15 protein-coding genes are annotated in these 23,899 nt (G+C 72.7%); 9 read left to right on the top strand and 6 right to left on the bottom strand.

Annotation, left to right across the window (positions count from 1 at the left end):
* The first annotated feature begins 3 nt into the window (after nt 1-3).
* The 3 genes from ISP_RS33220 (at nt 4) to ISP_RS33210 (ending at nt 6,183) form a co-directional block, all read left to right on the top strand.
* On the top strand, nt 4-2,682 hold the full coding sequence (locus ISP_RS33220; RefSeq protein WP_013228257.1) for an ATP-binding protein: 2,679 nt from the start codon (nt 4-6) through the stop codon (nt 2,680-2,682).
* Nucleotides 2,679-5,408 carry an AAA family ATPase gene (locus tag ISP_RS33215; RefSeq protein ID WP_013228256.1) on the top strand — a complete coding sequence of 910 codons (2,730 nt, stop codon included), beginning with the start codon at nt 2,679-2,681 and terminating at the stop codon, nt 5,406-5,408. Before ISP_RS33220 ends, ISP_RS33215 begins: the two co-directional genes overlap by 4 nt.
* Before the next feature lie 85 nt (nt 5,409-5,493).
* Nucleotides 5,494-6,183 (top strand): alpha/beta fold hydrolase, encoded by a 690-nt coding sequence (locus tag ISP_RS33210; protein ID WP_013228255.1) that lies wholly within the window; start codon nt 5,494-5,496, stop codon nt 6,181-6,183.
* A 39-nt stretch (nt 6,184-6,222) separates the two neighbouring features.
* Here ISP_RS33210 and ISP_RS33205 read toward each other — a convergent pair whose 3' ends face one another.
* On the bottom strand, nt 6,223-7,095 hold the full coding sequence (locus ISP_RS33205; protein WP_013228254.1) for a TetR/AcrR family transcriptional regulator: 873 nt from the start codon (nt 7,093-7,095) through the stop codon (nt 6,223-6,225).
* 438 nt (nt 7,096-7,533) lie between these two features.
* On the opposite strand from ISP_RS33205, the gene ISP_RS33200 reads away from it, so the two are divergent.
* Complete coding sequence (locus ISP_RS33200) at nt 7,534-8,448, top strand: alpha/beta fold hydrolase (RefSeq protein ID WP_013228253.1); 915 nt, start codon at nt 7,534-7,536, stop codon at nt 8,446-8,448.
* Here the strand turns inward: ISP_RS33200 and ISP_RS33195 are convergent.
* The 4 genes from ISP_RS33195 to ISP_RS33180 are packed head-to-tail and all read right to left on the bottom strand — an operon-like array spanning nt 8,429 to nt 13,580.
* Nucleotides 8,429-9,934: a long-chain-fatty-acid--CoA ligase gene (locus ISP_RS33195; RefSeq protein WP_013228252.1), complete on the bottom strand. Its 1,506-nt coding sequence runs from the start codon at nt 9,932-9,934 to the stop codon at nt 8,429-8,431. The two genes, ISP_RS33200 and ISP_RS33195, sit on opposite strands and share 20 nt — an antisense overlap.
* On the bottom strand, nt 9,928-10,743 hold the full coding sequence (phaZ, locus tag ISP_RS33190; protein WP_013228251.1) for a poly(3-hydroxyalkanoate) depolymerase: 816 nt from the start codon (nt 10,741-10,743) through the stop codon (nt 9,928-9,930). The genes ISP_RS33195 and phaZ overlap by 7 nt, the downstream gene beginning before the upstream one ends.
* On the bottom strand, nt 10,740-12,398 hold the full coding sequence (locus ISP_RS33185; RefSeq protein ID WP_013228250.1) for an alpha/beta fold hydrolase: 1,659 nt from the start codon (nt 12,396-12,398) through the stop codon (nt 10,740-10,742). Before ISP_RS33185 ends, phaZ begins: the two co-directional genes overlap by 4 nt.
* A 15-nt stretch (nt 12,399-12,413) precedes the next feature.
* Entirely contained in the window at nt 12,414-13,580 is a 1,167-nt protein-coding gene (locus tag ISP_RS33180; protein WP_013228249.1) for an acyl-CoA dehydrogenase family protein, read from the bottom strand.
* 59 nt (nt 13,581-13,639) lie between these two features.
* Between ISP_RS33180 and ISP_RS33175 the strand changes: the two genes are divergently transcribed.
* The 3 genes from ISP_RS33175 (at nt 13,640) to ISP_RS33165 (ending at nt 19,190) form a co-directional block, all read left to right on the top strand.
* Entirely contained in the window at nt 13,640-16,204 is a 2,565-nt protein-coding gene (locus tag ISP_RS33175; protein WP_013228248.1) for a LuxR C-terminal-related transcriptional regulator, read from the top strand.
* Between the two features lie 96 nt (nt 16,205-16,300).
* Entirely contained in the window at nt 16,301-16,537 is a 237-nt protein-coding gene (locus ISP_RS33170) for a hypothetical protein (RefSeq protein ID WP_013228247.1), read from the top strand.
* A 55-nt stretch (nt 16,538-16,592) separates the two neighbouring features.
* Nucleotides 16,593-19,190, top strand: coding sequence for a molybdopterin cofactor-binding domain-containing protein (locus ISP_RS33165; protein ID WP_013228246.1), 2,598 nt, complete (start codon nt 16,593-16,595; stop codon nt 19,188-19,190).
* A 21-nt stretch (nt 19,191-19,211) separates the two neighbouring features.
* Here ISP_RS33165 and ISP_RS33160 read toward each other — a convergent pair whose 3' ends face one another.
* On the bottom strand, nt 19,212-21,761 hold the full coding sequence (locus tag ISP_RS33160; protein WP_013228245.1) for a LuxR C-terminal-related transcriptional regulator: 2,550 nt from the start codon (nt 21,759-21,761) through the stop codon (nt 19,212-19,214).
* A 106-nt stretch (nt 21,762-21,867) separates the two neighbouring features.
* Between ISP_RS33160 and ISP_RS33155 the strand changes: the two genes are divergently transcribed.
* On the top strand, nt 21,868-22,917 hold the full coding sequence (locus tag ISP_RS33155) for an MBL fold metallo-hydrolase (protein ID WP_013228244.1): 1,050 nt from the start codon (nt 21,868-21,870) through the stop codon (nt 22,915-22,917).
* Nucleotides 22,895-23,875 carry an aldo/keto reductase gene (locus tag ISP_RS33150; RefSeq protein ID WP_230468475.1) on the top strand — a complete coding sequence of 327 codons (981 nt, stop codon included), beginning with the start codon at nt 22,895-22,897 and terminating at the stop codon, nt 23,873-23,875. The genes ISP_RS33155 and ISP_RS33150 overlap by 23 nt, the downstream gene beginning before the upstream one ends.
* Nucleotides 23,876-23,899 lie beyond the last annotated feature (24 nt).

Genomic DNA, 23,899 nt, shown 5'->3' with positions numbered 1-23,899 from the left:
GCCATGGGTGAGTCCGGCATCATCGGCCGTGACGCCGATCTGGCCGTCCTCGACGCCTTCGTCGAGCGCGCCACGAACAGCGCGGCGGCGCTGGCGCTGTCCGGCGACGCCGGCGTCGGCAAGACGGCGCTGCTGGACGCGGCCGCCGGTTACGCCCGCGCTCGGGGCGTGCGCGTGCTGTCCGCGTCCGGTGCCGAGTTCGAGGCCGGGATCGCGTTCGCCGGCCTGCACCAGCTGCTGAGCCCGCTGGTGCCGGACGACGGCGCGGCCAAGCCGCTGGCCGTCGCGTTGGGCATGCGCGAGGGGCCGCCACCGAGCCGCGCGCAGGTGACCGACGCCGTCGTGGAAGTGCTCGCCGCGGCGCAGCCGGTGCTGGTGACCGTCGACGACCTGCACTGGCTCGACCGGCCCAGCGCCATGGTGCTGACCGACGTCGTGCGGCGCCGGTCGCCGCGCCGCGCCGGGTTCCTCGTCACGGTGCGAGCCGGCGACGCCGGTCTCGACGGCGCCGACGTCCACGAGGTACGGCCGCTCACCGACGAGGCGGCCACGGCGATCTTGCGGACGCAGTTCCCGGCGATGGCGCGGCACGTGATCGGCCGGTTGGTGCGCGAAGCGCAGGGCAATCCGTTGGCGTTGCTCGAACTGCCGGTCTCCTTGACGTCCGACCAGCAGCGGGGGAGCAGCGCGTTGCCGGAGACGCTGCCCTTGACCGACCGGCTGAGCGCCGTGTTCGCCGCCCGGGTGAGCGCGTTGCCCGCCTCGGTCCGGCGCACGCTTTTGCTGCCCGCGCTGGAAGATCGCGTGCGTCTCGACCTGGTCGAGGCGGCCGGGCGCGACCTCGCGCAGGCGGTCCGCGCCGGCCTGGTCGACGTCGACCGCGGCCGGGTGACTTTTCGGCACCCGTTGACGCGGTCGGCGGTCGTGGCACTGTCCACCAGCGACGAACGCCGGCAGGCACACGCCGTCCTCGCCCGGCGACTGCGCGACCGCCCCGACCGCTACGCCTGGCACCTGGCGCACACCGCCGCCGAGCCGGACGAGCACATCGCCGGGCTGCTGGAGCAGGCCGCCGGGCGGACGCACCGGCGGGGCGACACGGCCGGGGCCGTGGCCGCGCTCCTGCGGGCGGCGGACCTGAGCCCCGCCGGCGCCGACCGCAGCCGACGGCTCGTCGAGGCCGCCTACCTCGGCGCGGTGGCCGGCGGCCAGCTGCGCCGCGTCCCCCGGTTGCTCGACGACGCCCAGCGTGGGGACGCCGATCCCGCGCCCGCGCTGGGCAGCGCCGTGGCCGCGGCCCACTACCTGCTGCTCAGCGGCGAAGGCGACATCGAGACCGCGCACCGCCTGCTGACGGGCGCGCTGGAGCTGCGGGAGGGCCCGTGGGACGCCGTCGTCGTCGAGGCGGTCACCACGCTCGGCTGGGTGTGCTACTTCGGCGGCCGCGCCGACCTGTGGGACGCGTTCCACCACGTCGTGGCCCGGCTCGGCCCGGATGTCCCCGCGCCGGTCGCGTTCGTCCGCGCGTTCTTCGGCGACCCGGCCCGGGCGGCGTTGCCCGTGCTCGGCGAGCTGGATGAGGCCATCGCGGCGCTGGACGACCGGGTGGCGCCGATCGACGTGGTGCGCACCAGCCTGGCCGGCATCTTCGTCGACCGGCTGGCCGCGTGCCGCGAACCGTTGCGGCGGCTGCGAAACCGGCCGGACGCGGGTCAGGCGGCCACCGTCGAGCTGCACACGCTGACCTTGCTGGGGCTGGAACGCTTCCACGCCGGCGACTGGGCCGAAGCCCAGGTCCTCGCCGACGAGCACGTCCGGCTGGCCGACGACGGCGGCTACCAGCTCCTGCGCTGCCTCGGGCTCTACCTGCAGGCGATGGTCGCGGCCGGCCAGGGCGACGACGCCGCTGTCGTCGAGCTGACCAACCGCATGGTCGGCTGGGCCGCCCCGCGCGGCGTCACGCTGGTGTCCCGGCTGGCCGCGCAGCCCCGCACGCTGGCCGCGCTCGGCCGCGGTGACTACGACTCGGCGTTCCGGCACGCGAGCACCGTGTCGCCGCCGGGCGTCTTCGCCTCGCACGTTCCGCACGCGCTGTGGTTCGTCCTCGACCTCACCGAGTCCGCGGTGCGCACGGGCCGGCCCGACGAAGCGGCGGCGCACGTCGCCGCCGCGCGCGAAGCCCGGCTGGACGCGATCTCCCCGCGCTACCGCCTGCTCGTCCACGCCGCCGCGGCGATGGCCGCCCCGGACGAGGAGGCCATGCCCGCGTTCGAAGCCGTGCTGGCGCAGCCGGACTCGGGGCAGTGGCCGTACGAGCGCGCGCGCGTCCTGCTGGCCCACGGCGAGCGGCTTCGGCGGGCCCGGCTGAACCGGCAGGCGCGGACGCAGCTGGAGCACGCCCGCGAGATCTTCGCCGGGCTCGGGGCCGAAGCCTGGCGGGCCCGGGCCGAGCGCGAACTGCGCCCGGCCGGTCCGCACCGCCCGGAGCTGCTCACCGCCCAGCAGCGCACGATCGTCCGGCTGGCCGCGGAGGGGTTGACCAACAAGCAGATCGCGCAGCGGCTGTTCTTATCGGCGCGAACCGTGAGCACGCACCTCTACCAGGCGTTTCCGAAGCTCGGCGTCACTTCGAGGGCCGGGCTGCGGGATGCCCTGAGCCGGCTTCCCGAGGACGAGACGTGAGCGGCGAGGAGTTGTTCGGGCGCGACGGCGACCTCGCGCACGTGCTGCGCTTCGTGGACAACGCCGCCGAGTCCGGGGACGCGCTGGTGCTGCGCGGCGAGCCCGGGGTCGGCAAGACCGCGTTGCTGGACGCGGCCGCGGCGCACGCGCGCACGGCCGGCGCCACGGTGCTGCGGATCGCTGGAGCGGAGTTCGACGTCGAGGTGAGCTTCGGCGCACTCGGCAAGCTCCTGCAGCCGTTCGCCGGCGACCTCGGCAGGCTGCCTGCGGTCCACTCGACGGCGTTGACGGTGGCGCTCGGGATGGGCGGTCCCGCCGCGGCCAGCCAGCTGGCGGTGTCCCACGCCGCGTTGACCCTGCTCACCGAGGCCGCCGCGACGGGCCCGGTGCTGCTGGTCGTGGACGACCTGCCGTGGATCGACCGGGCGAGCGCACAGATCCTCGGCTTCGTCGCGCGCCGGCTGACCGGGACCCGGATCGGCGTCCTCGCCGCGGCCCGCACCCGCGATCTCCCGGACCCGGGCGGGCTTCCGTGCCGCGACGTGCCGGCGCTCGACGCCGACGCGGCGATGGCGTTGCTCGGGCACCGCTTTCCCGCGATGCCCGCCCGCGTGCGCCGAAGACTCGCCGACGAAGCGAAGGGCAACCCCCTGGCCCTGCTGGAACTGCCGACCACGCTCAGCAAGCGGCAGCGTTCCGGCGCGGGCGCGCTTCCGGCCGTCCTGCCGCTGACCCAGCGGCTGCACGACGCGTTCGCCACGCGGATCGCCGGGCTCCCGGACCGCGCCCGGGAGCTGCTGCTCGTCGCGGCTCTCGACGGGGCAGGCGAGCTGCGAACGCTGCGGGCGGTCGCGCCGGAGCCCGGCGCGCTCGCCGCCGCCGAGCGGCTCGGACTGGTCCACGCCGACCACGACCGGATCTCCTTCAGCCACCCCCTCATCCGCGCCGCGGTCGTCCACGAGGCGACCGAGGCGGCCCGCCGCCGGGTGCACCGGCAGCTCGCCGAGGCGCACCGCGACCACCCCGGACGCCACGCCTGGCACCTCGCCGAGGCGGCGACCGGGGCCGACGAGCACGTCGCGTCGCTGCTGCAGAAGTCCGCGCATGCGAACTTCCGGCGCGGTTCGCCCGTGCACGCCGTCAGCGAGTTGCTGCGCGCCGCCGAGCTCAGCCCGACGCCGGCCGGACGCAGCACGAGGCTGGCCGAAGCCGCGTACCTCGGCACGGTCGTCACCGGTGACCTGCGCGACGCCGCACGCCTGCTGGAATCCGCGCAGCAGGCCGCCACCGAACCGTCCCTGGCCCTCGCCCTGGCGAGCGCGAACCACCTGCTCAACCGCGACGGCGCCATCGACGAGGCGCACCGGCGGCTCGCCGCCGCCGTCCGGGCGGCGCCGGATCCGGCGGACGCTTCCGACAAGACCCTCCTCGAAGCCCTGTACAACCTCCTGCTGGTCTCGGCTTTCGGCGGCGGAGACCTGAAGCAGTGGGACGAGCTCCACGCCGCGCTGGCGCGGCTGCGGCCCCGCCCGCCGGAACTGCTGGCGATCATGCAGGTGACGTTCGCCGATCCGGCTCGCGCCTCCGCGTCGATATTGGACCGGCTGGACGCCGCCATCACCGGGCTGCAGCACGAAGTCAGTCCCGCCCGCATCGTCCGGGTCGGGATGGCAGCGTCCTCTGTGGACCGGCTGGCACCGTGCCGGGACGCGCTCGCCCGCGTGGTCGATTACGGCCGTGACGGCGGGCCGATCGCCTCCGCCATCGAAGCACTGTTCCTGCTGGGCTCGGCTGCTTTCCACAGTGGACAGTGGGACGACGTGCTCGTCCGCGTGGACGAAGGTCTCGACCTCTGCGCGCGGCACGGGTACCAGCTCCCGGCGTGGCACGGCCGGTTCCTGCGCGCACTGGTCGGGGCCGCGCGGGGCGACCACGCGGGAGCAGGCGCGGCGGTGGCGGAGCTGACCGGCTGGGCCGAGCCGCGGAACTCGGGACTCGTCCGGAACTGCGCACTCCAGGTCGGGACGCTCGACGCTCTCGGCCGGGGTGACTTCGACGCCGCGTACCGCTTCGCCACGTCGATCACCCCGGCGGGCGAGTTCGCCTCCCACGTTCCGCAAGCACTGGCGACGCTGCTGGACCTGGTCGAAGCCGCGGACCGCACCGGCCGGCTCGCCGAGGCGAGGGCGCACGCGGCCGCCGCGCGCGACACCGGCGTCGGTACGCTTTCGCCGCGCCTGGCCTTCCTCACGCGCGTCGCGTCCGCCCTGGCCGCGCCGGAGGGGGAGGACTGCCGCCTGTTCGCCGAAGCGCTCGACGCGCCGGGGCTGGACCGCTGGCCGTTCGACCTGGCCAGGGCCGAGCTGTACTACGGCGAACGGCTGCGGCGCACCAAGGCCACCGCGCGGGCCCGCGCGTCTCTTACCGCCGCCTGGGAGCGGTTCGAACGTCTGGGCGCCGAGCCGTGGGCGGCCCGGGCGAGCACCGAGCTCCGTGCTGTCGGGACGCGGCCCGAGCAAGCCGACCTCGGGGACGTCGTCCTGACGCCCCAGCAACGGCAGATCGCGACGCTGGCCGCGGGCGGGCTCACCAACAAGCAGATCGGCGAACAGCTCTTCCTTTCGCCGCGGACCGTCGGCGCCCACCTGTACCAGCTGTTCCCCAAACTCGGCGTGACGTCCCGGGCGGCGTTGCGAGACGCACTGACGACCCTGGACGACGGCTGACAGTCATTTGACCGAATCGACGCCCGGCCCTCCCGTCCTAGTGTTCCCGCGTCCCAGCATTCTCTTTCGGCAGCAGGAGATCCGCATGAGCACAGGTGTGCGCAACGTCGTCCTCGTCCACGGTGGTTTCGTCGACGGATCGGGCTGGCAGCCGGTCCACGACCTGCTGACCCGGGACGGCTACGCGGTGAGCGTCGTGCAGAACCCGACCCTGTCCCTGGACGGGGACGCGGCAGCAACCCGGCAGATCCTCGACCAGCAGGACGGCCCCGCGGTCCTGGTCGGCCACTCCTACGGCGGCGCGGTGATCAGCGAAGCCGGCACCCACTCCGGCGTCGCCGCGCTCGTCTACATCGCCGCTTTCGCGCCGGACAAGGGGGAGTCGGTGAACACGCTGATCGCCGACCCGCCGCCCGGGGCGCCGGTCCCGCCGATCCTGCCTCCGCAGGACGGATTCCTGTTCCTGGATCAGGAGAAGTTCCACGCGTCCTTCGCCGGTGACTTGCCCGCGGAGCGGGCGGCGTTCCTCGCCCACTCGCAGGTCCCGTGGGGTGTCGACGCCCTCGCCGGCGTGGTCAGCGAGCCCGCGTGGCGGCTCACGCCCAGCTGGTACCTCGTCGCCACCGACGACCACATGATCCCGCCGCCCGCGCAGCGCGCCATGGCCGAGCGGGCGGGTGCGACGGTGAGCGAGGTCGCCGGCAGCCACGCGATCTACGAGTCGCAGCCGCAGGCCGTGGCCGACCTGATCAAGCAGGCGGCGTCGGCCGTGTGACCCGGTGGTCCCTGCCGCCGCGCCGCGGCGGGGACCACGTCACGCTTCCGCGGAGCCGGACATCCGCTTGCGCCGTTGCCGCTCCAGGGCGGCGATCTGCCGGTTGGTCAGCCCCGGCTCCGGCAACGGCGTCGGAGCGTCTCGCGCGGGTTGCAGGCTGTCCATGAGGAACCCGATCATCCGCCGGTAGAGGCGGGGGTGGCTCGGCCCGCCGAACTCGACCGAGGTCTGCACCGCCATCGACAGCAGCAGCAGATCCCCGGCCACCAGGTCGTCACGCACGAGACCGGCTTCCCGCGCTCGCCGGACGAGCTTCTCCAGGTGCTTGCCGGTGCGGTTGTGGCTGTCCTCCACCAGCTTCGCCAGCCGGTGCGGCGTGCGGGGACGCGACCAGCCGAGCGTCTCGCTGTAGGACCCGCTCAGCAGCTCCCGGAAGCCGCGGTCGGGGGCGATGGTCGTGCTGCAGTCTTCGAGGAACCCGGCGATGCCGGCCCACGGGTCGGGGTTGAGTCCGGCGTCGAGCGCCTGCTGCTCAGCCCGGGCGAACTGCGGCGCGTAGACCTCGTGGATGAGGTCGTCCTTGGTCGCGAACGTCCGGTAGACCGTGGCGACGCCCACGTCCGCGGCCTTGGCGACGTCGGCCAGCGTGGCGTTGCAGCCCTGCTCGGCGAAGACGTCCGCCGCCGCGGTCAGGATCCGCGCGAGGTTTTCCTTCGCGTCCCGCCGGGACGGCCCCGTCCGCGGCTTGCCGCTCGGATCGGGTGCGCTCGACGGGGACACCTCGAGGACTTTACCGGTCACCGCCGGATCCTTGCCCGGCGCCGGGCCGCGCCGATCACCGTCACCAGCACGGCGACCCTGGTCGCCCTGACCGCGGGCGGCGAGGAACCGGGTGCAGAGCTCGGCGATCATCCGGTTGCGCTCGCTGGGATGACCACCGACTCGGCGGCGGTGCGGTGGGAGGCGTGGTGAGTTCGGTGGCGACGGCCGTGGTGGCGGCGACGATGCGGTCGCCGGGGGTCGCCCCGGATGTACCGCCCGGTGGTGCGGGGTTGCCGCGTTCGCCGCCATCGTGATGAGGTACCCATGGCCACCGCGGCCGTCGCGTAGGCGTCGGCGCGGGTCAGGGCCGGGCCGGTCGCCGTCACCGCTGTGAGGTCGCGGGCGGACGCCGGTGACCGGGTCTCCGGCGGTGGACCTGGACCGTGACCACCAGCCGCCCCGCCTCGATCTCCGCTGGAAGCGGATCGCGATCCTGATCGGGAACCTGGGGCCAGATGCGGAAATGCCGCTCCGAAAGCTCCCCCCGGCCGGCGCCTACCAGCCGAAGAGAAGAAGGAGTTCGCCGAGATGAACCTCACCGACCACGCCGGAGTCCGGCTCACCCACGGCAAGCCCAAGGTCAACGGCGTGGAGATCCACTACGCGATCGGCGGCGCCGGCGAGCCGGTGTTCCTGCTGCACGGCGTGCCGAAGACCATGTCGTACTGGCGTCACGTCGTGCCGCTGCTGACCCCGCACTACACCGTCATCGCGGTCGACAACCGGGGCGCCGGCGGCTCCCAGCGCCCCCCGACCGGCTACGACACCGCCACGATGGCCGGGGACGTCGCCGAACTGGCCACCCACCTGGGCTTCGACCGGTTCCGCGTCGTCGGTGAAGACTGGGGCGCGGCCATCGCCTACGCCGTCGCCGCCTTTCACCGGCCCCGGGTGCGGCAACTGGTGTTCCAGGAAACGCTCCTGCCGGGATTGCCGGCCGGCCCGGGACTGCCGGGCGGCAAACCCGATCCTTCGCTCGCCCCCGACGACGTCCGCACCGGCTGGCACTTCAGCTTCTTCAGCCTTCCGCACGTGCCCGAGCTGCTGCTGGCCGGGCGGGAACGGCCGTTCTGGACCTGGTACGCCAGACGTCAGATGTGGGATCCCAGCGCAGTGTCCGAAGAGGACATCGACGAAATAGTGCACTCGGCCGAGCAGCCCGGTGGCACCAGCGCCATCTTGGAGATGTACCGCGCCCGCGAGACCGACGCAGAACAGAACCGCCCGCATTACGCCGACCCGATCAGCTGCCCGGTCCTGGCCGTCGGCGCGCAGGCCTATCTCGGGGACGCGGTGTCCCAGCAGCTCGCGCAGGTCGCCCGCGACGTCCGCGGCGTCGTCATTCCCGCGGCCGGCCACAACATCGCGTGGGAGAACCCCGCCGCCCTGGCCCAGGCCTACCTCGACTTCTTCGCAGCCGACATCAGCGCAGTTCGCGCTTGAGGACCTTGCCGGTCGAGGTCATCGGGAATTCGTCGCGGAACTCGACGACGCGCGGGTATTTGTAGCCCGCCATGTTCTGCTTGCACCACGACACCAGCTCGGGCTCGGTGAGCGTGGCGTCCGGCTTGCGGATGACGAACGCCTTGACCTCCTCGCCGTGGCTGGGGTGCGGCACGCCGACCACCGCGACCAGGCTCACCGCCGGGTGCGTCATGATCACTTCCTCGAGCTCGCGCGGGTAGACGTTGAAGCCACCGCGCACGATCATGTCCTTGGCGCGGTCCACGATGAAGTAGTAGCCGTCGGTGTCGCGGGTGCCGATGTCGCCGGTGCGGAACCAGCCGTCGCGGATCGCCTGGGCCGTGGCGTCGGGGCGGCCGAGGTAGCCCTTCATCACGTTGTGGCCGCGGATGGCGATTTCGCCGGCTTCGCCGTCGGGGACTTCGGTCCCGTCCTTGTCGATCAGCTTGAGCTCCACGCCCCAGACCGGCTGGCCGATGGACCCGGGCTTCGCGACGCGGCCGGGGTGGTTGAACGTCGCGACCGGGCTGGTTTCGGACAGCCCGTAGCCTTCCCGGATCCGGACGCCGTAGATCTTGTGCACCTGCTCGAGGATCTCCACCGGGAGCGCGGCGCCGCCGGAGACGGCGATCCGCAGCGTGCCGGTGATGGCGTCGAGGTCGAACTCCGCCGGGTCGGCGCCGACCAGGCCCCAGTACATCGTCGGCACGCCGGCGAAGAACGTCACCCCTTCGCGCTGCATCAGCTCCAGGGCCGTGCGTGGGTCGAAGCGCGGGAGCAGCACCAGCGTGGCGCCGGCGGCGAACCCGGCGTTGAGCTGGACGCTCTGGCCGAACGAATGGAACAGCGGGAGCGTGACCAGGTGGACGTCGTGCTCGACGGTGCCGAACACCCGGTGGCAGGTCAGGGCGTTGAGCACCATGTTGGCGTGGGTGAGCTCGGCACCCTTCGGCGTGCCGGTCGTCCCGCTGGTGTAGAGCACGACCGCGGTATCGCCCGGCTCGGTGGCGACGGTCTCGAACGTCGTCGGCCAGCCGTCCAGGAGGTCGGTGAAGGACTCGTCGAGCAGGAAGAAGTGCTCGCAGCCGGGCGTCGCGTCGAACCCGGCGCGGCCCTCTTCGCCGAGGGGGAGCCCGGGGCCGCCCGCGAAGCAGAAGAACGCCTTCGCACCGGAGTCGCCGAGGTGGTAGGCGATCTCGCGGCTCTTGAGCAGGACGTTGAACGGGACGACGGCCGCGCCCGCCTTGAGGATTCCGTAGTAGACGATCGGGAACGCCGGGATGTTGACCGACGCGAGGGCGACGGTGTCCCCGCGGCCGATGCCCCGCGCGGCGAGCAGGTTCGCGACCTGGTTCGCGGCGGCGTCCACTTCGGCGTAGGTCAGCCGGGTGCCGTCCACGACGAGTGCGTCGCGGCCGGGCAGGGTGGCCGCGCTCTCTTCGAGCATCATGGCGAGGTTCAGCATGGCGGTTCTCCTTCGGTGACGAAGTCGTGGATGAGGGGGACGAGCTCGGCCGCGTGGGTCAGCAGGGCCAGGTGGCCGCCGCCGCGGACGATGTGGACGGTGCCGTGGCGCAGCAGCTTCGCCATCAGGCGGGCGTTTACGGCCGGGATGATCGGGTCGTCGTCCCCGGCGATCAGCAGGACGCGCTGCCGCAGCCGGCACAGGTAGGGCGCGCTGGTCCAGCCGGCGCCGGCGAGGATCTGCCAGTAGTAGCCGATCGGGTCCGGTGCCCGGGTGGCCGCGGCGAAGTGCGCGGCGACAGCGGCGTCGTCGCCGAAGCCGCCGCCGTAGATCCGCGAGCCGGTCTCGCGCATGTGCGCCGGGCCGAAGTAGCGGAGGGGACTGGCCAGGGTGAGCAGCACCGACGGCTTGGCGGGGACCATCACCATGCCCATGCTGGTCGCGCACAGCACGACCCGGCGGCACAGCCGTGGGTTGCGGTGCGCGAACTCCTGCGCCAGCGCGCCGCCCCACGAAATGCCCAGGACGTCCACCTCGTCGTAGCCGAGGCCGGTGACGAGCCCGGCGAGCATCCGGGCCAGCCCAGGCATCCGCCGCGGGAGCCGGGTGGTCGGCGAGCCGCCGGTGCCCGGCATGTCGAACCGGATCACCGGGACCCGCCGGCCCGGCCGGCCGGCCAGGTCGTCGACGAGGGGCTGGAGCAGTTCGAGGTTCGCCCCGATCCCGTTGCACAACAACAGAGGCGTGCCCTCACCGGGGCTGACGTCGACGCGAAGGCTGACGCCGCCGACCCGGCGTGTGCCGGTCATGCGCGCACGTAGCTGCCGGGCGCAGCCTCGATCGGAACGTACTGTTCACTGCCCACAGTGGACGGTGCCGCCACCTGCTCGCCGGAGCGCTCGCCGAGCCACTCGACCCACCGCGGCCACCAGCTGCCGGCGACCTTGGCCGCGCCGTCTTTCCACGCCTTCGCCGATTCCGGGTGTTCCGGGTTCGTGTAGTAGCTCGACTTCGGGTTGCCGGGTGGGTTCAGGATGCTCTGGATGTGCCCGGAGCTGCTGAGGGTGAACTCGACGTCGCCGCCGAGCCGCCGGGCCGAGCGGTAGCAGGCGTCCCACGGCGTGATGTGGTCGGTGGTCCCGGCCATCACGAAGGCGTCAGCGGTGATCTTGCCCAGGTCCAGCGGAGTGCCGTCGACGACGACCTCGCCGGGGTGGGCCAGGGAGTTGTCGCGGTAGATGTCGATCAGCTGGCCGTGGAAGGCGGCGGGCAGCCGGGTGGTGTCGTTGTTCCAGTACAGGACGTCGAACGCGGGCGGGCGCTTGCCGAGCAGGTAGTTGTTCACCCAGTACGACCAGATGAGGTCGTTGGGGCGCAACAGGTTGAACACCCGCGCCAGCTCACGGCCGTCGAGCACGCCGCGCACGTGCGAGTTCCGCTTGGCGGCGGCCAGCGTCTCCTCGCTGGCGAACACGCCGAGCAGCGTCTTGTCCTCGGCCATGTCGAAGACGCTCACGAACAGCGTCAGCGCGTGAATCACCGGCTTGCCGCGCGCGGCGAGGTACGCGGCCAGCGACACCGACGTGATGCCGCCGGAGCACGCGCCACCCAGGTTGACGTCCGGGCTGCCGGTGATCGCGCACGCCGCGTCGATCGCCTCCTCCAGCGCGGTGAGGTAGGTGACGAGCTCCCAGTCGCGCTGCTCGGCGGTCGGGTTGCGCCAGCTGACGACGAACACCTGGAAGCCGTGGTCCAGCGCGTAACGGACCAGGCTCTTCTCCGGCGAGAGGTCGAAGACGTAGAACTTGTTGATCTGCGGCGGGGCGATCACGAGCGGCCGCGCGTGCACCTGCTCGGTGCGCGGGGTGTACTGGATCAGTTCGAGGACCTCGTTGCGGAACACCACGGCACCCTCGGTGGTGGCGAGGTTCTCGCCGAGGGTGAATTTCTCCGTGTCGACCTGGCGGGGGAAGGTGCCGTCGCGGACGTCGCCGACGAAGTGGCGGGCGCCCTCGACCGCGCTCTCGCCGCCGGTGTCGATGAACTGCTTGACCGCGGCGGGGTTGAGCGGCAGGTTGCTCGGCGCGAGCGCGTCGAGGGCCAGCGAGAGCACGAACCGCGCCCGCTCACGGTCCACTTCGGACAGTCCAGTGCCGCCGAGCCAGGTGTCGAGCTCGGCGTCGGCGGCGAGGTAGACACCGAGCAGCCGGCGGTAGAGGAAGTTCTGCGTCCAGGCGGAGTCGCGGAACCGGCGGTCCTTGGCGGCGGGCACCAGCTCGCCGCGACCGCGGGCGGCGGCGACCGCGGTCCTGGCCAGGTGGCGCAGGCTCGCCGTGGTGTGCTTCGGGTGCTTGACGGCCTCGGCGGCGACCGTGCGCAGCGAGTCGAGCAGGTCCTTGCGGCGGAAGCCGACGATCGGGTTGGGTCCGCCGATCGCTTCGGCGGCAACCTCGGGGGTGGACATGGTTCTCCTTCCGGATCAGACGAAGGCGGACAGGCCGGTGAGGGCCCGGCCGACGATGAGGGTGTTCATTTCGCGCGTGCCCTCGTAGGAGTGGATGGCTTCGGCGTCGGCGACGAACCGGCCGACGTCGAACTCGAGCAGGATTCCGTTGCCGCCCATGAGCTCACGGGCCATGCCGACGGTCTCGCGCATCTTGGTGGTGCAGAAGGCTTTCGCCAGCGAGGCCTGCTCCTCGGTCATCTTCTGCGCGTCCTGCAGCCGGGACAGCTGCGCGACCAGGCAGAGCGACGCGGTGATGTTGCCGAGCATCTTCACCAGCAGGTCCTGCACGAGCTGGAACCCGCCGATCGGCCGGCCGAACTGCTCACGCTCCTTGGCGTAGGCCAGAGCCCGCTGGTAGGCGCCGATGGAGCAGCCGACGGCCTGCCAGGCGACGGACGTGCGCGTCATCCGCAGCACCGCGGCGGTGTCGGCGAAGGTGTTCGCGTGCTGCAGCCGGTTGGCCTCCGGCACGCGGCAGTCCTCGAGCAGGATGTGCGCGTTCTGCACGCTCCGCAGCGCGATCTTGCCCTCGATCTTGGTGGGGGTGAACCCCGGCGTGCCCTGCTCCAGGAGGAAGCCCTTGACCTGGCCGTCTTCGACGTCCTTGGCCCAGACGACGACCACATCGGCGAAGGTCGCGTTGCCGATCCACTTCTTCTCGCCGTTCAGGACCCACTCGTCGCCTTCGCGGCGCGCGGTGGTTTTGAGACCGCGGGAGGCGGCCGAGCCGACGTCCGGTTCGGTCAGGCCGAACGCGCCGATCTTCTCGAAGCGGTGCATCGGCGGGAGCCACTTCGCCTTCTGCTCCTCGGAGCCGCACAGGTAGATCGACCCCATGGCGAGGCCGGTGTGCACGCCGAAGAACGTGGCGAACGACGGGTCGGTGCGGGCGAGGTCGAGGGTGACGAAGCCGTCCAGCAGGCTGGTGCGGCCGGGCAGGCCGTAACCGGTGTACGACAACCCGCCGACGTCGAGCTTGCCCAGCGGCTCGACGAGGTGGTGGGGGAAGCGCTCGCGGGCCCAGTGCCAGTTCGCGACGGGCGCGAGTTCGGAGTCGAGGAACCCGCGCAACCGGGTCAGCAGGTCGCGGTCCTCGTCCGGGAGGTCGTCGGCCAGTGCGTAGAAGTCCGTGGTGTCCATGTGGCTGACGCTAGGTGTCCGCGCTGGTCGGCGGCCCTGTCCAAAGTTAGGGTCGGGGTATGCAGGTGGTGGCGACGAAGCTGCTCATCCCGCCGGACCGCCCGGGCACGGTCACGCGGACGCGGCTGCTGCGCCTGCTCGACGTCGTCCCCGCCCACCCGGTCACCCTGGTCACCGCGCCCGCCGGGTTCGGCAAGACGACCCTGGTGAGCGCCTGGCTGCGGGACTTCGCCGGGCGCGCCGCCTGGCTGACCCTCGACGAGGACGACGACGTCCCCGGCCGCTTCCTCGAGCACCTCGCCACCGCGCTCGCCGCGAGCCGGACGTTGCTGGACTCCGGCACCGCCTCGACCCCGGCGGTGATGACCGAACTGGTCAACGAACTCGTCGGCGCCGAACGCGTCCTGGTGCTCGACGACGTCGACGTGCTCGCCGAGCCGGAGAACCTCGACGCCCTGACGTTCCTCGTCGAGCACTGCCCGCCGGGGGTGCACCTGGTGCTGCTCGGCCGCACCGAACCAGACCTCCCCTTGGCGCGCTGGCGCGGGCGGGGACTGCTGGCCGAGGTCGGCGCCACCCAGCTGCGGTTCACCCCGGACGAGGCCGCCGGGCTGCTCACCGCCGTCGCCGGGCGGGAGGTCGACGTGGACACCGTCGGCGAGCTGAACCGCCGGGCCGAGGGCTGGGCGGCGGCCCTGCAGCTGCTCGGCATCGGCCTGCGCGACGGCACGGCGGCCGCGCCGTCGGTGCGGCTGCGGCCGGGCAACCGGTACGTGCTGGACTACCTCGCCGAGGAGGTCGTGGGCCGCCAGCCCGCCGACGTCCGCGAGTTCCTGCTCCGCACGAGCGTGCTCGAGACCCTGACGCCGTCGTTGTGCGACGCCGTCACCGGGCGTTCGGACAGCGATCGGGTGATCCGCGACCTCGAACGCGCCAACCTGTTCCTCACCCCGGTCGACGACGCGGGGGAGTGGCACCGCTACCACGGTCTGTTCGCCGACTACCTGCGCGGCGAGCTGGCCGCGGACGTCGCGGTGGAGTGTCACGCGCGGGCGGCGCGGTGGTTCTCGGCGGAGGGGATGCCCGCCGAGACGATCCGCCACGCGGTCCCCGGCCACGAACTGGGCCTGGCCGTCGCGACCGTGCGTGAACAGGCCGAGGACCAGGTGCGCCGCGGCGAGCTGGCGACGCTGCTGTCGTGGCTGAACCGGCTGCCCGAGGACGAGGTGCGGGCGCACCCCGACCTCGCCGGGTTCAAGGGCTGGCTGCTCTACCTCGCCGGGCGCGCCGACGAGGCCGAGGCGTACGCGGCGATCGCCGACGCGGGCATGGGGCCGGCCGCGCCCGTGCTCGACCGCGCGATGCTCCGGACGTTCCAGGCGTACCTCGCCCTGACGCACGGCCGTCCCGCCGACGCCGCCGGGCTCGCGACCGCGGCCCTGGACCTGCTCGGCGACAGCACGTCGTTCTTCCGCGCCGCCGCACTGGGCGTGCTGGGGCAGGCACGGCGGCTCACCGGTGACCGGCGCGGCGCGATCGAGGTGCTGCGCCAGGCGGTCCGGCTGGGGGAGCGAAGCGGGAACCCGCTGAGCGCGTTGGAAGCCACCGGTTATCTCGCGCCGCTGCTGTACGTCCAGGGGCGCCTGCGGGAGGCGATCCTGTTGTGCCGGGACGCGCTGCGCGCCCACGGCGGCGCCCCGATGGCCGGCCTGGCCGAGGTGCCGCTGGGCACGCTGCTCTACGAACGCGACGAGCTCGTGGAAGCCCGGACGCACCTCGTGGACGGGATCGCCCGCTGCGAGCAGCTCGGCACGACGTCCTACACCTTGCTGGGGCTGCGGACGCTGGCGCGGCTGCACCACGCGTCCGGGCGGGTGGACGCGGGCTTCGAGGCCTTGCTGGCCGCGCGCCGGCAGGCGGACGCCGCCGAGGACTACCGGCGCGCCCGGCTCGTCGTGGCGACGATCGCGGAATTGCACCTGCGGTCCGGCAATTCCGCCGCGGCGGAGCAGGCACTGGCCGAGATCACCCGCGACCAGCCGTCGTCCTCGGACTACGAGCAGCTGACCCGCGCCCGGCTGCTCATCGCGCGCGGCTCGCCGACGGCCGCCCTGGATGTGCTGGGCGTGATCGAGGACCGAGCCCGCGCGGAGGGCCGGGACGGGAGTCTCGTGGCCATCCTGGTGGTGAGCGCGCTGGCGCGCCGCGGCGAGCCCGCGCGGGAGCTGCTCGCAAGGGCCGTGGAGATCGCCGCGCCCGACGGCTACCGCCGGACGTTCCTCGACGAGGGCCCGGCCCTGGTGCCGTTGGTGAAGGACGTTCGCGCGACGGTGCCGGAGTTCGTCACCGACCTGCTCTCCCGCTCCCGCGGCGCCCCGGCCGGTCCTGCCCGCGGGTCGGAGCTGCGCACCGTCGAAGGCGTCGGGGTGGTGGAGACGCTGACGGAGACCCAGCGGCGGATCCTCGGGCTGATCGCCACCGGAATGTCCAACCGGCAGGTGGCGGACAAGCTGTTCATCACCGTCGGCACGACGAAGTGGCACCTCAACCAGATCTTCGGCCGCCTGCAGGCCCGCAACCGCACCGAGGCCGTGGCGCGGGCCCGGGAGCTGAACCTGCTGTAGCCGGGCGAATCATCGGATTCCGGTGAGGACGTCTCACCTCCCTCACCGTGAGGCTGACAGCCGGCCCGTTCAGCACACCTGAGGTGAGGACGTGACATGACGGCACCCGGCGACAAGCTCGGCTTCGAGCAGGACATCAAGCCGCTGTTCCGGCAGAAGGACCGTGACGCGATGCTGGCCGGCTTCGACCTGTTCGACTACGACGACGTCGTCGAGAAGGCCGACGCCATTGTGGGATCGCTGCGCAGCGGGCAGATGCCGTGCGACGGCGCGTGGCCCGCCGAGCAGGTGGACAAGCTGCAGCGGTGGATCGACGCGGGCATGCCCGCCTGACCGAGCACCGGCCGCCACTTCCGTCCGATGTGGACGTACCGCCCAGGAGATTCTCGTGAAGCTGAATGTGAACGGCGCCGATGTCGACGTGGACGACCGGTTCGCGACCAGCCCGCTGTTGTGGGTGCTGCGCGACGTGCTGGGGTTGACGGGCACCAAGTACGGCTGCGGGATCGGGTTCTGCGCCGCGTGCACGGTGCTGGTCGACGGCCGCAACACGAAGGCGTGCCAGACACCGGCCGGGACCGCCGCCGGCAAGGTGATCACCACGGTCGAAGGCGCTTCGGGCCCGGTCGTCGAAGCCGTCCGGGACGCGTGGCACCGGGGCAACGTGGTGCAATGCGGGTACTGCCAGCCCGGCCAGACGCTGGCCGCCACCGCCCTGCTGACGGCCGACCCGGTGCCGGACGACGCGGCGGTCGGCAGCTGGATGAACGGGAACCTGTGCCGGTGCGGCACGTATCCGCGGATCCGGAAGGCGATCGGCGCCGCGTCCGAGGCGCTGGCCGCCGGCGGCGCTTCGGAGCCGGTGACCGCCGCGGGGGAGGTGGAGGCGCGGCGGCTGACGCCGGAGGAACTGGCCGATCCGGTCCATCCGTACGTCCGCGTCCACGAGGACGGGACCGTGGTCGCCTTCTCGAACCAGATCGAGATGGGCCAGGGCGCCCACACCGGGCTGGCGACGATCGTGGCCGAGGAACTGGACGCGGACTTCGCGTCGGTCCGGGTGGTCAACGCGGCGAACGGCGGCAACGCCGGGGGAGACGTGTACGCGACTCCCGCCGGCGGCGGATTCCTCCAGCTCACCGGTGCGTCCACGTCGACCGTGGGGTACTGGGCCCGGTACCGCTTGGCCGCCGCGCAGGCGCGGGCCCGGCTGGTGGCGGCCGCGGCCGAGGTGTGGCGGGTGCCGGCCGGCGAGGTCGAGATCGACTCGGGCGTGCTGACCCACCCGAGCGGGAAACGCGCCGGCATCGGCGAACTGGCCGCCAGTGCCGAGCAGGTGCCGGTCCCGGCCGACGTCAGCCCGAAGGATCCGGCCCGCTACAAGCTGATCGGCGGCGAAGGCCGGCTTCGGGTCGACGCTCCGGGGAAGATCCTCGGGACGACCCGGTTCACCATCGACGTCACGCATCCCGGCATGGTGACCGCGGTGGTGCTGCACCCGCCGAAGTTCGGCGCCACCGTGGCCTCGGTCGACGACACCGCGGCGCTGGTCCTGCCCGGCGTGAGCGCCGTGATCCCGATCGAGGAGGGCGTCGCGGTGGTCGGCGAGACGTTCGACGACGCGCAGCGGGGCGTCCGTGCGTTGCGGGTGGACTGGGACGACCGGAACGCCGAGCGGCGCAGTACGGAGGAGCTCCTCGCCGTGCACCGCCGACTGCTCGACTCCGGCGAGAAAGCCGTGGTGGCCAAGGAAGACGGCGATGTCGACGGCGCGCTCGCGCGGGCGGTGCACGTCGTCGACGCGAGCTACGAGCTGCCCTACCTCGCGCACGCCCCGATGGAACCGAACAACGCCGTGTGCCGGATGGCCGACGACGGCACGCTCGAGGTCTGGGCGGGCACCGAGGGACCCGAATACGTCCGCATGGCGGCGTCCGCCGCGGCCGGCGTCGACAAGAACCGGGTCCGGGTGCACGTGCCGTACGCGGGCGGTTCGTTCGGCCTGCACAGCTCGTCCGGCCGCGACCCGGTCAGCGAGGCCGTGCAGGTCGCGAAGGCGCTGGACTGGAAGTACCCCGTGAAGCTCCAGTCGCTGCGCGAGGAGGAGCTCAAGAGCGGCCGGTACCGGGCGATGGCCGTGCACCGGGTCCGCGCCGGAGCCGACGCCGAGGGTCGCGTGACGGCGTTCCACCAGCAGATCGCCGCCCAGCCGACCTCGGTCACCCTGCCGGTGGTGGCGGACTTCCTGTTCACCGGTGGCGTCGACTACATGACCACCAGCGGCGCGGTGAACCCGCCGTACGCGGTGCCGGACTTCAAGCTGGAGACCAGCGTCGTCGAGACCGGCGTGCCGATCATGGTGTGGCGGTCGGTCGGCAACTCGCACACCGAGTTCGCCCGCGAGTCGGCGCTCGACGAGCTCGCCATCGCCACCGGGTGCGACCAGGTCGACCTGCGCCGCGACCTGCTGGCGGAGAATCCGCGCACCTTGAAGGCGCTGGAGCTGGCGGCCGAGCGGGGCGGCTGGGGCACCCCGCTGCCCGAAGGCCGGGCCCGGGGCATCGCCGCCAGCAGCTTCCTGTCCCACAGCGCCCAGGTCACCGAGATCTCCCTGGACCGGCGCAACCGCGTTCGCGTCGAGCACGTCACGTTCGTGGTGGACTGCGGCATCGTCGTCAACCCGGACCTGGTCCGCGCGCAGGTCGAAGGCGGCCTGATCTACGCGCTGAGCGCCGCCGCGTGGGGTGAGGTCGTGCTCGAGGACGGCGGCGAGATCGTCACCCGGAACTTCGACCGCTACCCGATCATGCGGATGCAGTCGGTACCGCGGATCGACGTGCACCTGATCGAGTCGGGCGAGCCGCCGACCGGCGTCGGCGAGGTCAGCGTCCCCACCGCCGCACCCGCACTGACCAACGCCATCGCGGCCGGCACCGGTACCCGCATCCGCAGGCTGCCCGTCGCCAGGACCATGCGGGTCCTCTGAGACCCGGGTGATCCCGGTGGTTCAGGCGCGGCCGGAAGCCAAGAGCCGCAGCTCGCGTCCGCGGCGGACGGCGGCCGTCCGGTCGGTGGCGCCGAGTTTCGCGTAGATGTGGCGGATGTGGGTGTTGACGGTGTTGAGCGAAACCGACAGCTGCCCGGCGATCTCGGGCCGGGTGAGGTTGGTCGGCAGGTAGCGCAGCACGCGAAGTTCGCTCGGACTGAGTTCTCCGGCGGGAAGCGGGTTCGCGGGCGCGCCACCGCGGACGACGTCGAGGATGTCGGCGACGAGCGCGGCGTGCGACGTCTCCCGCAGGGACTCGAGCAGTTCCCCTGCCCCGGTCATCGCGAACGGCAGGATCAGCCGGTCCTGCTCCGCGAGGGTCAAGGCGTCCTCGACCAGGGTTCCGGCCGCTGCCTTGTCGCCCAGCTCCCAGCCGGCGAGCGCCGCCACGAGCCGGGCCTCGATCCGGGCCGGCACGGAGGCGGTCTCGGGAACCTTGCGCAGCTCCTCGCGGGCGCCGGCCGGATCTCCCCCGGCGAGCCGGACGACCGCCGCCGCGGTGCCGAACTCGTCGCCTGCGGCGTGCTCGAGGGTCGCCTTCGCCTCTTCGAGCAGCCCGCCACGGGCCTGCGTGGCGATCATCCACGCGGTGACCCGGGCGCTCAGTGCGTGCTCACCCGCCATGCCGGCCTGGACCCGGCGCGCGGCGGCGAACTCGGGCAACGCTTCGCGATGGTGGCCGCGGGCCGCCGCGAGGAGCCCGGCGACCAGGTGCACCAGCAGCCGGGTGCCGGGTTCACCTTCGGCCCGGGTGAGGCGCTCGGCCCGCGCCAGCCACTGCTCGCCCCGGTCGAACTCGCCCGTCCCGGCGAAGATCCCGGCGAGCGTCACAGCCGCGGGCGCGATCACGGGCTCGGCCTCCCAGCCGTGGTGGGCCGCCAGCGCGATCGCCTCTTCACAGCGCTGCCGCGCCAGGGCGAAGGACCGGAACGTGGACGCGAACCCGAGGTGCGCCAGGCACGCCACTTCGAGGTAGGGCCTGCCGATGTCCCGGGCGAGGGCGGCGCCGTCCAGGAGGTGCCGCTCGGCTGCGGGGAGCCGCATCGACCACGCCTCGGTGACGCCGAGGTTCAGCAGGGCGACGGCTTGCAGGTCGCCCACGAGCGCGATGTCGGCGTCCGACCGGCCGGTCACCGGCGACGGCAGCGCATCCGCCTGCTCGACGACCGCGGAGAAGTGGCCGCGCAGCCGGGCCAGCAGCAGCTCCAGGGCGGTGATCACCATCCGCGACGCGGTCGTGCCGGCGTGGGACCGTGCGATCGCCAGGTGGGCCACCGCGTCGTCGAGGTGCATCCGGTCGAGGTCGGCGATCGCGTGCACCACAGCCAGCTCCGGGGACCGCGCACCGGCCCTGGCCGGGAAGGCACGCAGCAGGGCCGCCACGCTGCCCCCTTGGCCGTCGAGGGTCATGCTGAGCGAATGGTCGGCGAGCAGCCGGGCCGCCGCGGGCCAGTCACCGGCGGCCTGGAGGTGCCGGACGGCGTCGGCGGGCAGCGCGTGCTCCGCGAACCAGCGCGCGGCGAGCCGGTGCAGGGCGGGAATGTCGGCGTTCTGGGTCCGGCGCAGCTCCAGTCGCAGCAGCCCGGCGAACAGGTTGTGGTAGCGGAACCAGGTGCGAGTGGCGTCGACTGAGACGACGAAGGCGTTCGCGTCCTCGAGCTCCAGCAGGATCCGGTCCGAACCGGCCGCGCCGGTGAGCAGGTCCGCCAGCTCGCCGTCGACCCGGTCCAGCAGTGACGTGCGTAGCAGCAGGCGTCGCACGTCGGCCGGCTGCCGGTCCAGTATCTCGGCCATCAGGTACTCGGCGACGGTCCGGTCGCTGCCGGAGAACTCGGCCACGAATCGTGCGGGGTCCGGGTGCCCGGCCAGCGAGAGCACCGCGAGTCCCAGCCCGGCCGCCCAGCCCTCGGTCCGCTGGTGGAGGGTGGCTGCCGCGTCGTCGGGCAGTGGGATCCGGGCGGTGGCCAGGAGTTCCCGGGTTTCGGCTTCGGTGAAGCGCAATTGTGGGACGCGGATCTCGGCCAGTTCCCCGGCCAGCCGCAGCCGGTGCAGGCGCAGCGGCGGGAGGCGGCGGGTGGCGACGATCGCGTGCACGCGCGGCGGAAGCCGCGTCAGCAGCGCCGTGAGCTGATCGGCGGCCTCGGCGGAGCCCAGCTCGTGCAAGTCGTCGATGACCAGGTAGATCGGCTCCCCGGCTGAGCCGATCTCCGAAAGCACCCGGTCCACCATCGCCTGCCCGTCGAAGCCAGGTGTCGTCGACGGCTCCACGCGGTCCGCGCCGGTGGCGTCGTACACCGCGCCGAGCAAGGCGTGCCAGAACAGCTGCGCGTCGAGTTGCTCCGGCCGCACCGACATGAAGGCGATCCGCCGGCCCCGGCCGTACTGGTCACGCCACAGGCACAGCAGCGACGTCTTTCCGCTGCCGGCGGGCGCCGAAACGACCGTGACCCGGCTCCTGGCGGCGCGGTCGAGCGCGGCGACCAGGTCACGACGCTCGATCAGGTCGGGCACGCGGCCAGCCTAACCGCAGATCGCCGGAATCCGGTGGCGACCGCTCACCTGCCGCGCCGCGACGCTGGTCGGGGCGTGCACCCGCGCGTAACTCGAAAGGATCCTCATGTCCCCCTCGAACCGCCGATCGTTCCTCGCCCGAGGTGTCGCGCTCGCGGCGCTTCCGGCGGCCGCGAGCCTGACCGGTGGCGCCTTCGCCGGCACAGCGTCGGCCGAGACCCTGCCCGACTACGCGCCGGTCCCGCCGTCCGCGCTGGGCCCTGCCCTCAACGAGCAGGGCTACTACGTGGGGAGAGTCGAGAAGAACCTGTACTGGGTCACCGACGGCACCTACCAGGCGGCGTTCCTGACCACCCGCGAGGGCGTCGTCCTGTTCGACGCACCCCCGACCATCGGGCACAACCTGCAGCGCGCGATCGATCAGATCGCAGCCGCCAACGGCGTGTCACGCAAGGTGACCCACATCGTCTACTCCCACCACCACGCTGACCACCTCGGCGCGTCCTCCCTGTTCGGCAAGAACGTCGTGCGGGTCGGCCACGCCGAGACCAAACGCCTCCTGGTCCGCGACAACGACCCGGCGCGGCCGGTCCCCGACGTCACGTTCGAGAAGCAGCGCACGCTGCGCGTCGGCGGCGAGCGCATCAACCTGGCCTGGCAAGGCACCAACCACACCCCGGACAACAGCTACATCCACCTGCCCGACCACGGCACCCTGATGCTCGTCGACGTCGTGCTGCCCGGGTGGGTGCCGTTCTACAACTTCAACCTCAACGAGGACGTCCCCGCCTCCATCGCCGCGCCGGCCAAGGCGCTGTCCTACCCGTGGAAGCACTTCATCGGCGGGCACCTGGGCCGCCTCGGCACGCGGGACGACGTCGTCGTGTACCAGCAGTACATCACCGACCTCACCGACAACGTGAAGACCGCACTGGCCACTGTGGACCCGACGCCGTACTTCACGAAGTACGGCGACAACGCCTGGGCCGGCGTGAAGACCTACCTCGACGCGGTCTCCGACTACGCGGCCGCACCGGTCGTCAAGAAGTACACCGGCGTGCTCGCGGCGGCCGACGTCTTCACCGCCAGCCACGCGTTCATCATCCTCGAATCGATCCGCCTGGACCTCGGCTATGGCTCGCAGATCCACCCCTGACCTGGGCGGCTCCTTCGCACTGGGTGCCCGGCGCGTCCATCGGGTCGGTTACGGCGCCATGCAACTCGCGGGGGACGGGTTCTCCGGGCCACCGCGAGATCACGACGAGGCCCTTCGCGTGCTGCATGCCGCCGTGGCCGGCCGGGTCGACCACATCGACACGGCGCAGTTCTACGGGTCGGGGACGGTGAACGGCCTCATCCGCGAGGCGCTGCACCCGTACCCGGCCGGCCTGGCGATCGTCAGCAAGGTGGCCGTCGGCCACGACACCCGCGCCGCCGACCTGCACCGGGGCATCGAAGACAACCTGAGGGCCCTCGGCCTGGACCGGCTGGCCGCGGTCAACCTGCGCATGCCGGACCCGCTCGCGGTGCCGGACCGGGGGTTCGACGCCCAGCTGGCCTCGCTCGTGAAGGCGCGCGAACAGGGACTGGCCGACGGCGTCGGCCTCAGCAACATCTCCCGGCAGCACCTGCTCAGGGCGCTGGAGCAGACCGAGGTCGTCTGCGTGCAGAACCTGTTCCACCTCCTGGACCAGCGATCCCTCGACGTGCTCGAAGAATGCGCGCAGCGGGGCATCGCGTTCGTGCCGTACTGCCCGCTGGGGTGGCCGCTCGCCGCGCGGCAGCGGATCCTCGACAGTCCCGTGCTCGCCGAGCTGGGTACGAGGCTGGTGGCCACGCCCACGCAGGTTGCGCTGGCATGGCTGCTCGACCTCGCGCCGAACGTCCTGCTCATCCCGGGTACCCGCACGCGCGCCCACTTGGCCGAGAACCTCCGTGCCGGAGACGTCGTCCTCGACGACGACGCGCGTGCCGCGCTGCAGCGGAGTTTCCCGCCCGGCGAACGGAGACCCACGCCTGATCCACACGCACTGAGGCCGCCGACCGGCCGGACCCGGTCGCTCGGCCCGCCGGAATCACCAGGATCCGGCGACGCCGGGTCACCGGGCCGATGAGCAGCCTGGGTTCATCACCCTCAT

This window comes from Amycolatopsis mediterranei, from assembly GCF_026017845.1.
GTDB classification, from domain to species: Bacteria; Actinomycetota; Actinomycetes; order Mycobacteriales; family Pseudonocardiaceae; genus Amycolatopsis; species Amycolatopsis mediterranei.
This window is presented reverse-complemented; position numbering and strand designations above follow the sequence as displayed.